This window comes from Faecalicatena contorta, from assembly GCF_021531895.1.
GTDB lineage: Bacteria > Bacillota > Clostridia > Lachnospirales > Lachnospiraceae > JAFBIX01.
Genome location: NZ_JAFBIX010000044.1, coordinates 1 through 9,985, shown reverse-complemented (window position 1 = coordinate 9,985; position 9,985 = coordinate 1). Strand labels below are relative to the sequence as shown.

Genomic DNA, 9,985 nt, shown 5'->3' with positions numbered 1-9,985 from the left:
AGCCCACGCAGTCCAATAATAATTTTTTTCTAAATAGAATAATTTTCTCATGCTTTCTTCATTAATTGCTAAATATTCTATTTTTTCTTCCTGATTTTCAAAAAAGTCCACCGGTATTCTTTTGTCCGCTATAGAATCACATATACTTATACTTATACTTACTTTATCGTTTTGTGTAGCGTTGTATAATATTTCAAGCATTTGCGGGTGTATCATATCATCACTATCTACAAAGCTTATCCACTCCCCTTTTGCAAGTTCAATTGCAACATTCCTCGCTGCTGCTTGTCCTTTATTAATTTGATGTACAACGTGAATAAACGTTTTTTGCTCTGCATATTCATCACAGATTTCTCCACTCCGATCAGTACTACCATCATCCACCAAAATTATTTCATAATTTTGATATGTTTGATCTAAAACACTATCAATACAGCGTTTTATGTATTTCTCAGAATTATATACAGGAATTATAACACTTATTAAATCATTTTCTTTTTTAGCATTGTTCATTCGATATCACCCTTATATCATGCAAGCGAATATGCCCCCAATATTGATGCAGCCAAATTAATTCATTAGCTTCATTTAATATATCATCTATTTCAAAAACGAATCCAGGATATACACCATCTAAAAATTGTTCTACTCCAAATTCATCATATACATACGCTACTATGTTGACTCTATACTGCCCTGGCACAAAATGGGCTGTATCGATTATCATACAACAATCTTTCTCTTCATTTTTTTCAAAACTTATCCCTTGATTAAAAAACATTGTTCCAGCGTTTGTATCATCTTGATATTTAATTTCAAATCTTAATTTAACGTTATTCCATTTTTCACAAGACCATAATTTCAAATTAATTCTCACTTTTTCATTCATTTCAAATCTTGCTTCACTTTTCTCATTTATCTCTAATTCTCTAAGTTCAAACTTTCCATCTGATTTTGCATTACTATGATATTTTTTGGAATATCTATATTTTGTTTGAAGTCTATCCGAATTTCCAATATAATATCTTATAGCTGTTTCAACATCTCCGTCAAATATAATCCTCCCTTTTTCTAAAACAATACACCTATCGCACAACTGTCGTATTGTATTCATATTATGGCTTACATAAAGAACTGTTCTTCCTTCATTTTCAGAAACTTCTTTCATCTTATTTAGACACTTCTGCTGAAATTTCATATCTCCCACAGCCAACACTTCATCCATTATCAATATTTCCGAATCCAAATGCGCTGCTACAGAGAATGCCAATTTCACATACATTCCTGAAGAATATCTTTTTACAGGGGTATCAATAAACTGACGACATTCTGAAAAGTCAATAATATCTTCGATTTTTCTATCTACTTCTTCTTTGCTCATTCCAAGAATAGCACCGTTAAGATAAATATTTTCTCTCCCTGTCAATTCCGGATGAAACCCTGTCCCCACTTCTAGCATACTACTAATTCTTCCATTAATATATACCGTTCCTTCTGTAGGTGCTGTGACACGGGATAAAATTTTTAAAGTAGTTGATTTACCTGCACCATTTCCACCAATAATTCCGAGGCGCTCCCCCTTTTTCACTTCAAAACTAATACCATCCAATGCCATGAAGCTACCTTTTTTTGTATCAGTAGTTGTACCAATTTTTGTATTTGGATCTTCTTTTCCACGTACGCGTGCCCACCAACTCTGAATATCTCCCTGAAGGGTACCACCGCCAATTACCCCTAATCGATATCTTTTTTTAACATTATCTACTTTTAATGCCAATTCATTTTCCATGATATCTCTCCTATACTGTATCCATAAATGTTTTTTCCACTTTATTAAAGATCACTATACCTATAAAAAGTATTATCAAAGTTACCAAACCACTTATTCCTAAATAAAAAGCTGAAAATGTGCCATGACCCGTAAATGCATAACGAAACGCTTCGACAATCGGTACTACGGGATTTAACATAAGTAAACTTGCCCATTTTTCAGGCAATGAAGAAACCGGAAAAATAATCGCACTTCCATACATCCACAATTGAACCCCAAAAGTCACAAGCACAGCTAAATCTCGATACTTCGTTGTTAATGCAGAAATAATAATTCCACATCCCATTCCAAGTAATGCCAATTCGCATACTAAAAGTGGTGTGATAAATATCATTAAATTGGAATGTATTACTCCATTCACAGTATAATAAATAACTGTAATAAGTAATATTGCGAACTGCACTCCAAAAGAAATAAGTCCTGATATTACAATTGAAATAGGTGTGACAAGTCTTGGAAAATATACTTTTCCAAACACGCCTGCATTAGCAACAAATGTATTAGATGTTTTTGTAAGGCATCCTGAAAAATATAACCACATCGTATTGCCTGCCATATAAAATAAAAATTGTGGCATGCCATCTGTAGAAATATTTGCTATATTTCCAAATACCAGGACCTGCATTAGAGTCGTTAAAATTGGATTAATGATAATCCAAAGTGGTCCTAAAATTGTTTGTTTATACATTGTTTTAAAATCACGTTTTACAAACATGATTATTAAATCCCGATACTGCCACAATTCTTTCAATTTTAAATCCAACAATCTATTCTTCGGTTTAATAACCGTTGTCCATTCTTGCATTACTAATTCCTTTCTTTAAATAAAATTCCCCTTACATACGCTTTAAACCATTTGGGAACCATCGCTCTTATTTTTCTTGCCAACCTAATTTTTGCAAGTCTCTTCTGATACCACTTTTCGATTTGTTCATATCCCTGCTTTTGTAATTCTAAAACAATTTTTCTTTCATCTTTCAGATGGGATGCTTCTCTAAGCTGTGCATTATATCTAGAAGCCTGTTCAAAAGTAGACTCCCACATCATTATACCTTGTCCATACTTTTCTACCAACTGTTTTCCTTGTTGATTATTCATAATAAGACAAGAAGCACCCTTTCTTTCATCAATTTCTCCGCCATTTTCAATTAAATATTCCGGATGTATAAGATCAATACACCAATAATCTCCTATGGTAATATCCCCTTGACGATACTCAGAAGCAAATGGACAACTATAACAGTTTTCTCTATATGTATAGGAATTTAAAAACATCTGGTAATATGAAGACTCCTCTGGTTCAAAATATTTCTCAGTTTGAGCTTCGTACTCATCTTGTAAAACCATCTTTCCATATAACTTCCAACCTTGACTCTTGTCACGGAATTTAAATTCAATTATTTTTTTCTTTTCCCTTTGTTCTACAAATGCTAAATAATCATGGAACATTTGTATACTAGGCACTCCATGACAAACCACCTCTACTGTATATAAGTTTTCATACTCTTTTTGAAGGTATCCTTTTAGCCCCATAATTTGGCAAGGTGTTCCGCTAAACAACACACTTATATTCTCATGAAGTTTTTCTTTTACATCTACATAGATATTGCCCAACTCGCTCTGAACATATTTAGATCCTTTAAGCTTTAACAACTCCTGTTGTTCTCTGACACAAATATGTTTCGGTATTAATTTCTCTCCGTCAAAAAGCATTGCGCATCCATATACAACACCACCTTGTGCTAATACCGATTGTGCCAAGCTTGTGAATAATCCACCAGACGCAGATTGTATCAAATCCGTATCTTTTGCATACGCTGCATATGTTTCTCCCAACGTTTTTTTCCATGTAGTTCCTTTAAAGTTACAAACTTTAAGGCATTTTCCGCAATCAATACACTCTGTTTCATCTATTTTAGGATACATGAATCCCTCTGCATTTTTAACCATAGAGATTGCTTTTTTAGGACAAATATGATAACATGCACCACATCCACAACACTCTTTTTCACTTTTGATTAACTCAATACTTTGCATTTATTTTATTACCTACTTTAATGCTTTTTTAATTGCTTCAAGTTTCTGATAACCATATTTTTCATCTGGCTCCAAAAAGGCACCCTCTCCCCATTCATTCCATGCATTGATGAAAATCATTGGCTTCTTCTCTTCCTCTGCCCGCTTCACAAGCCGCTTCATATATTCTCCAAATTTTTCAATAGAAAAGCCTTCATACATGACTCCATGCTTATTTCTCGGGGTATTATCCCAATCTACAAAAGCTCCTGGAAGGAATTCCTCAGTCCATTGATTATTAAGAATCTTTTCCCAAGTTTCATCATAGAAATACATTGAAAGATTTTGTGGCTTTCCCCAATTTGACCCACACTTATTCTGCCTGGCTCTGCGATAAGCTGATACTGCCTTCTCACCCAAAGTCTTTCTAAGTAGTTCTACTTTTTTAGCGGTCCCCGGACGGTCTAGTTTTTCTACATTTCTTGAATATACCGGTTCAAAACCAATACGATAATCAAATATATCATCTCTATAATACATATCGGCATAGTACATCGGAAATTGAAACGCACAGCAAAGTCCCGGAAATCCTACTTCCTTTGCTCGTTTTCTGAAATATGCAACCATCTGCTGCAGATCTATTATTTGTTCCGGCTTATAGATAACAAGTAAAGGTTTTCCATGCACTGTAATATAACGCTCATCGCGAAAGAATTGCACGAAATACTGAAAATGTTTTTCCCAATCTTCCTGACTTCCATAGTCTTGTTCCATGATAACTTCCTGATTACCGCCATCCCAGTTCTTGCTCCAGTTTTCATTTGCCCAACAAAAACAGAACGGGATATCTATCTCTTTATTTTTCAGCATTTGTTCTGCTGGTTTTTCAAGCAATTGTCTCCCGCCTTTGAACCAATAATGATAATAACAAAAGCCAAATATCCCATATTCTTTCGCAAGCTTTGCCTGCCAGATCTTCACATTATCATCCATTAAATTATAATAATTGTTATTCAAAGGAATCCTCGGCTGATCATGTCCCTCAAAAAGCGGTTTCGCTTTCTTAACATTTGTCCACTCGGTGAAGCCTTCTCCCCACCATTTATCATTTTCCGGAATTGTATGAAACTGAGGTAAATAAAATGGAATAATCTTAACCCCTTTATTATCAAATACTTCTGCCATATACCCTCCTGCAGCCTATTTTCGCTGCTCCATAAATTCTTGATAAACCTCATCAAGACATCTTTTTTGCACCACAGGAACAAAAGTGTCTGTAAGTTTTCGCTGCCATTTTGCAATCTTTATAAGTCTATCATATCGTAGTGAACGTAATTTATAAAACTGCTCTGCACCATCCAGGCCAAATCTTTTTGTATAATATATTAGCGTCCCATTCATCCGCATTTTAAACTGTCGGTCACTAAACTGGTTTTGATCTTTAATTGTAGCTCCTTCTAAATGAATAATTTTCGCCTGCGGAATATTCATAATATAATAACCCTGTTCTGTAATGCGCCAGGATAATTCCTGTTCTTCTGCATACATGAAAAAATCCGGATCAAAACCTCCAACTTTTTCAAATACTTCTTTTTTTATCATCATGTCTGCACCAAAGATATATGCTACTTTCTGCGCTTGATCTGTATGATTAAATTCATCTTTGCATATTAATGCACCTTGTTTTCTACTAAATATTTTCTGCTTTACCTTCCCAAATAAAATAGTTCTCCAGGCAGCCCGTTCCTTCTCCAATTGGAAATCATCATACTTCTGGCAGAAAGATGGAGTCGGCTTCATATCTGGCGTATAAAGATTTCCACCCACCACACCTACTTCTGGATGCTGTTCCATATAATCATACAAATATTGAATAGCATCATTAACAAGTATTGTGTCTGGATTAAGGAGAAATAGATATTTTCCCCTTGCTTTTGTTACACCTAGATTATTTGCTTTTCCAAATCCCAGATTCTTTTCAGACGAAATAACAATAATTTGTGTTCCGAATATCCGCTCCAACTTTTCTACTGAACCATCTTCAGAAGCATTATCAACTACAATAATTTCATATTTTAAATTATTTACTTTATCAAAAACTGTATTAATACAATCAACTACCAAATCAGCCGAATGATAGTTCACTATAATAATTGATACATCCACCTTTTATTTCCTCGCTATGAATACAGATCTGACCTTTCTAAAAAGATCCCTGCATTTATTTCTTATTTTAAAATATATGAATATAGTTTTATTCTTTCCATGAACAAAAAGCCACGCCACCATGTTATTTTCACTCCATGGTTTCACGTCAGTAAGAAAACTTTTTAATCCATCAATATCTTCTAATTTTGCGATGGCTTCTTTAAATTGTCCATAATTATCTACATTGTATAAATACGAATAAATCAGCAATATAATCCTATCGGCTACTGCCTGTCCTGCCTCCGCCGTAAGTTGAATCTTTTTTTGAGCAATTTTAATTAATTTAAGCTGATTCTCAATAAAGTCCCATACTGGTGGAACTCTTCTACCTATTACCTTATAATATTGATAATCCGTATTAGAAACCCAGCTAAATGTCTTGCATTGATCAAAATATCGTAAACAAAAATCTAGATCTTCTTGTGAATATAAATCAGTCCTAAGACGAAGATTACTTTTTTGAACAATGTCATTCATAAATAATTTATTCCAAAGATAGCCAAACTGTTCAGGTTTCCTGCAGATGACTTCCCATATATCCTTATGACTAATACCACTTAAAGTCGGAAAATGGATTTCTTTATTACCATCACTTTCTATTTCTGTGTATCCTCCAATTACCACATCACTTTTTTCTCGTTCAGCAACTTCAATATAATCTGCTAAAAAAGTTGATATGATTTCATCATCACTGTCAACAAATTTAAGATAAATTCCTTTAGCAACATCAATACCTACATTTCTTGCAGCAGATACCCCTTTGTTTTCCTGATGGATAACAATTATTCTGGAATCCTGCAAGGCATATTGTTCGCATAACTGCCCACTCAGATCTGTCGATCCGTCGTCAATAATAATCATTTCCCACTCTGCATATGTCTGTCGTAGTATAGAATTAATGCATCTTTCCAATGTTTTTTCTGCATTATATACCGGAACTATTATACTAACTTTTACTTTCATTATAATCTTGCCAGGAAGCCACTCATCTTCCATCTAACTAAAATCATTACAACCTTTTGTTTCCAAGTAACATTAAAATAAGAGAGCCTAAGTTTTGTTCTCCGAATCACTGGATCATTCAGCAATTTCTTACAGTATTCCCGCTTTTCTGAGTAGCCCTTTAAATATTTCCGTTCATTCAAAGCAAGCATAATACAAAACCAACGCAAATAGTAAAGTTCTCTTTTAAAATCATATGTTGTATCATTTGCAAAATCTTTCTCGCAATAATGAATCAGGCTTTTGCAGGAATCCCATCGTCCCTCTCTAAAGGATTTTGAAATAGAGTTTGGATTATAGAAATAATGATACACACCAGGAGTATCGATAAAGTAAAAACTGTTCGCTGCGCGCACTACATTGGCACTAAAAATCAAATCTTCACTAAATTTCACTTCTTCATAAAATGATAATTGATTTTTCCTTAAGAAATCGGTTCTATACAGAGAGCCCCAAGCTCCTACAATTGCTCCCATTGTTAATTGAGGTGTTGCCAACAGGCGTGGATATATTTCATTTATAATTCTCTTTTTATCGTATAATCCTTCCTGTAGTTCTCTTATCTCTTCTACCATACACGGAGCGTTCGCTTCCATACCCGGCCATCCGGTTCGAATTGCCCGATATCTGACAAAATCTACCTGGTACTTTTCTGCAGTTTCATATAATCTCTGCATACCATCCGATTCCAGCCAGTCATCACTGTCTAAAAAGAAAATATATTTTCCTGTAGCGATACGCATTCCTGCGTTACGTGCCGAAGAAAGGCCACCATTTTCTTTATGAATGACTTTAATTCTAATATCCAATTTCGCATAGTCATCACAAATCTCCGGACACTGATCTGGGGAACCATCATCAACTAAAATGATTTCCAAATCAGACAGAGTCTGCTCTCTTGCACTCTCAATACAACGTTTTAAATATTTTTCAACTTTATATATTGGTATGATTATCGAAACACTAGGAATCCTCATTTTTTCTCGTTATCTCCATTAAATATTCTATAGATCTCCCACGCTCTTTATTTATAATTTCATCCACCTTTCCCCAATCAATAGGTTCAGCTAATTCAAATTCTTTTTCTGTTGAGATCATTCTATCTTCCAAACCTACAAGTTTTAACAAATCCATCATACGAAGATTAATATTTTCATTTCGCTTAACAACAAAAAATTCTTTATGAAAAATCAATGAAAATACTGTGGCATGAAAAGAATTTGAAATAACTATTTTCGAATTATAAATGGTTTCCAAAAATTCTAAGGGCCCCGGATATCGCAAATTTTCATTTGCATATTCTATCGAGAAAAAGCTAATAATTGGGGAATTTGTTTTTTTCTTAGCTAATTTACTGATCTTTTTTATAAACTCATTACGATCAAAATCATATACAAAAACACCTTCCGATGCTTCGCCACATTTTATCAGTTGCTTCCATTGATCTTCTATTAACAAAAAAACTGGATCAAGCACAGCGCGCCCTTCTATTCCCAGTTTCTTTAATAATGTAATGGAACTTTGCTCTCGAACAGAAACTTTATCCAAATTTTTTAACCAACTTTTTACCTGCATTTCCCATTCTGGTACAATTTCTTCTGTTGCAAAACTTGCTGCATAAGAAGCTTTCTTTGTCCCTTTTGGTGCAAACTCCAGATAAAACGCTCCATCTTTTCCATTATCAAATAACGTATTCCAAATCTGATCACTTCCAGCAATATATAAGTCCGCCAAAGGTGGATTATTTTTTAACTCATTTAGACTATTATAGCGTTCAGTCAAATGTAAATATGTTTTCCTGAATTCATCAAAATTTTTCTTTCCTGGGCGCTCACACAAACGCTTCGGAAATTTTAAAGTTAAATATATTGCTTTGAGAAAAAACGGCTTTTCAAATTTCGGATTATCAACTGCCTTAAAATTGTACCTTTTACTTAAATAATCCGGCTTATAATCAATAATTTCAACATCATGCCCTTGCTGTCGCAAATACTCCGACAATGCATATGCCTGTAGACTTGCTCCTACATTATATACATCATGACAAGTAATTGTTTTGATTTTCATTTTCCGAAAACTCCTTGTATCAAAAACATATTTTATCAGAGAATAACATGCACTTTTGTATAATATATGACACGCCAATACATACACTCATCATCAACACAAATATTAAGATAGGATACTTTACCACAAACACAAAATTCGTAAACAATCTCGCGTAAAAAAACATATGTATCAGCCAAATATTTGTAGAATGCTTTCCTAAGAACAAAAAAGTCTTTTCAATCCATTTTGGTTTATTCCACAAATAAAAACATATTAATGTTCCTAATCCTGTAATAGGTGCAACAATTGTCGATTGAATTACACAGTGAAAGCAAAATAGTACCATTGGAAAGACCAATATAATTATTTTTCTAATTTTTTCTAAATCACTCATTCTTTTTTTCAAATAAGTAATTACGTTTTCTTTTCTAAATAGCATTCCAACAATATAGGCAAATTGCGAGGTTCCTACTAAAATCGTTTGATTCCATAACCAAGAAAAAGGTGTTGATGATATTGGCAAACAATAAACAAATCTAAAAATGTAACAAATGAAATATATTCCCCCGCTAATCACCACTAATAGCATGATATCAATTCTATTTACAATCTTTATAATAATCGGTGAAATAAGTGTCAAAATGATATATGTTAATACAAACCACCAAGCCCCGTTATAATTCATTTTGACCAAAAAGAAATTTCCTAAAAATGTCCCTAAACTTTCTGGAATCGTATTCGCTTTATCAAATAATAATCCTAAAAAAGTAAAAAGTATTAAAACCACCCAATAATTTTTCAAAAACGACCCTATTTTTCGTTTCATTACATGAAAATATTTCTCATCATATTTTTGCATTAATAAATAATGTGCATAAC

10 protein-coding genes are annotated in these 9,985 nt (G+C 33.5%); all 10 read right to left on the bottom strand.

Annotated features, from left to right (window positions below; all coding sequences use genetic code 11):
* Nucleotides 1–513 (bottom strand): glycosyltransferase family 2 protein (locus JQM81_RS12795; protein WP_235234159.1); only part of this gene is annotated, 513 nt, incomplete at its 3' end.
* Nucleotides 500–1,789 carry an ABC transporter ATP-binding protein gene (locus JQM81_RS12790; RefSeq protein WP_235234157.1) on the bottom strand — a complete coding sequence of 430 codons (1,290 nt, stop codon included), beginning with the start codon at nucleotides 1,787–1,789 and terminating at the stop codon, nucleotides 500–502. The genes JQM81_RS12790 and JQM81_RS12795, both read right to left, overlap by 14 nt.
* Nucleotides 1,790–1,799: 10 nt before the next feature.
* Complete coding sequence (locus tag JQM81_RS12785) at nucleotides 1,800–2,636, bottom strand: ABC transporter permease (RefSeq protein WP_235234155.1); 837 nt, start codon at nucleotides 2,634–2,636, stop codon at nucleotides 1,800–1,802.
* Between the two features lie 2 nt (nucleotides 2,637–2,638).
* Nucleotides 2,639–3,868 carry a Coenzyme F420 hydrogenase/dehydrogenase, beta subunit C-terminal domain gene (locus JQM81_RS12780; protein ID WP_235234153.1) on the bottom strand — a complete coding sequence of 410 codons (1,230 nt, stop codon included), beginning with the start codon at nucleotides 3,866–3,868 and terminating at the stop codon, nucleotides 2,639–2,641.
* A 12-nt stretch (nucleotides 3,869–3,880) separates the two neighbouring features.
* Nucleotides 3,881–5,032, bottom strand: a complete 1,152-nt coding sequence (locus JQM81_RS12775; RefSeq protein WP_235234151.1) for a glycoside hydrolase family 99-like domain-containing protein — start codon at nucleotides 5,030–5,032, stop codon at nucleotides 3,881–3,883.
* Between the two features lie 15 nt (nucleotides 5,033–5,047).
* A complete protein-coding gene (locus JQM81_RS12770) occupies nucleotides 5,048–6,013 on the bottom strand; it encodes a glycosyltransferase family 2 protein (protein WP_235234149.1) in 966 nt (321 codons plus the stop codon).
* 3 nt (nucleotides 6,014–6,016) lie between these two features.
* A complete protein-coding gene (locus JQM81_RS12765) occupies nucleotides 6,017–7,051 on the bottom strand; it encodes a glycosyltransferase family 2 protein (RefSeq protein ID WP_235234147.1) in 1,035 nt (344 codons plus the stop codon).
* Entirely contained in the window at nucleotides 7,018–8,034 is a 1,017-nt protein-coding gene (locus JQM81_RS12760; protein ID WP_235234145.1) for a glycosyltransferase, read from the bottom strand. Before JQM81_RS12760 ends, JQM81_RS12765 begins: the two co-directional genes overlap by 34 nt.
* Complete coding sequence (locus JQM81_RS12755; protein ID WP_235234143.1) at nucleotides 8,021–9,124, bottom strand: polysaccharide pyruvyl transferase family protein; 1,104 nt, start codon at nucleotides 9,122–9,124, stop codon at nucleotides 8,021–8,023. The genes JQM81_RS12760 and JQM81_RS12755 overlap by 14 nt, the downstream gene beginning before the upstream one ends.
* Before the next feature lie 19 nt (nucleotides 9,125–9,143).
* On the bottom strand, nucleotides 9,144–9,985 hold an 842-nt coding region (locus tag JQM81_RS12750; protein ID WP_235234141.1), incomplete at its 5' end, for an acyltransferase family protein.

What these genes read in the sequence shown, in the direction of transcription:
- JQM81_RS12790 (WP_235234157.1), bottom strand. Translation starts at nt 1,789, where the DNA reads ATGGAAAATGAATTGGCATTAAAAGTAGATAATGTTAAAAAAAGATAT.
- JQM81_RS12785 (WP_235234155.1), bottom strand. Translation starts at nt 2,636, where the DNA reads ATGCAAGAATGGACAACGGTTATTAAACCGAAGAATAGATTGTTGGAT.
- JQM81_RS12780 (WP_235234153.1), bottom strand. Translation starts at nt 3,868, where the DNA reads ATGCAAAGTATTGAGTTAATCAAAAGTGAAAAAGAGTGTTGTGGATGT.
- JQM81_RS12775 (WP_235234151.1), bottom strand. Translation starts at nt 5,032, where the DNA reads ATGGCAGAAGTATTTGATAATAAAGGGGTTAAGATTATTCCATTTTAT.
- JQM81_RS12765 (WP_235234147.1), bottom strand. Translation starts at nt 7,051, where the DNA reads ATGGAAGATGAGTGGCTTCCTGGCAAGATTATAATGAAAGTAAAAGTT.
- JQM81_RS12760 (WP_235234145.1), bottom strand. Translation starts at nt 8,034, where the DNA reads ATGAGGATTCCTAGTGTTTCGATAATCATACCAATATATAAAGTTGAA.
- JQM81_RS12755 (WP_235234143.1), bottom strand. Translation starts at nt 9,124, where the DNA reads ATGAAAATCAAAACAATTACTTGTCATGATGTATATAATGTAGGAGCA.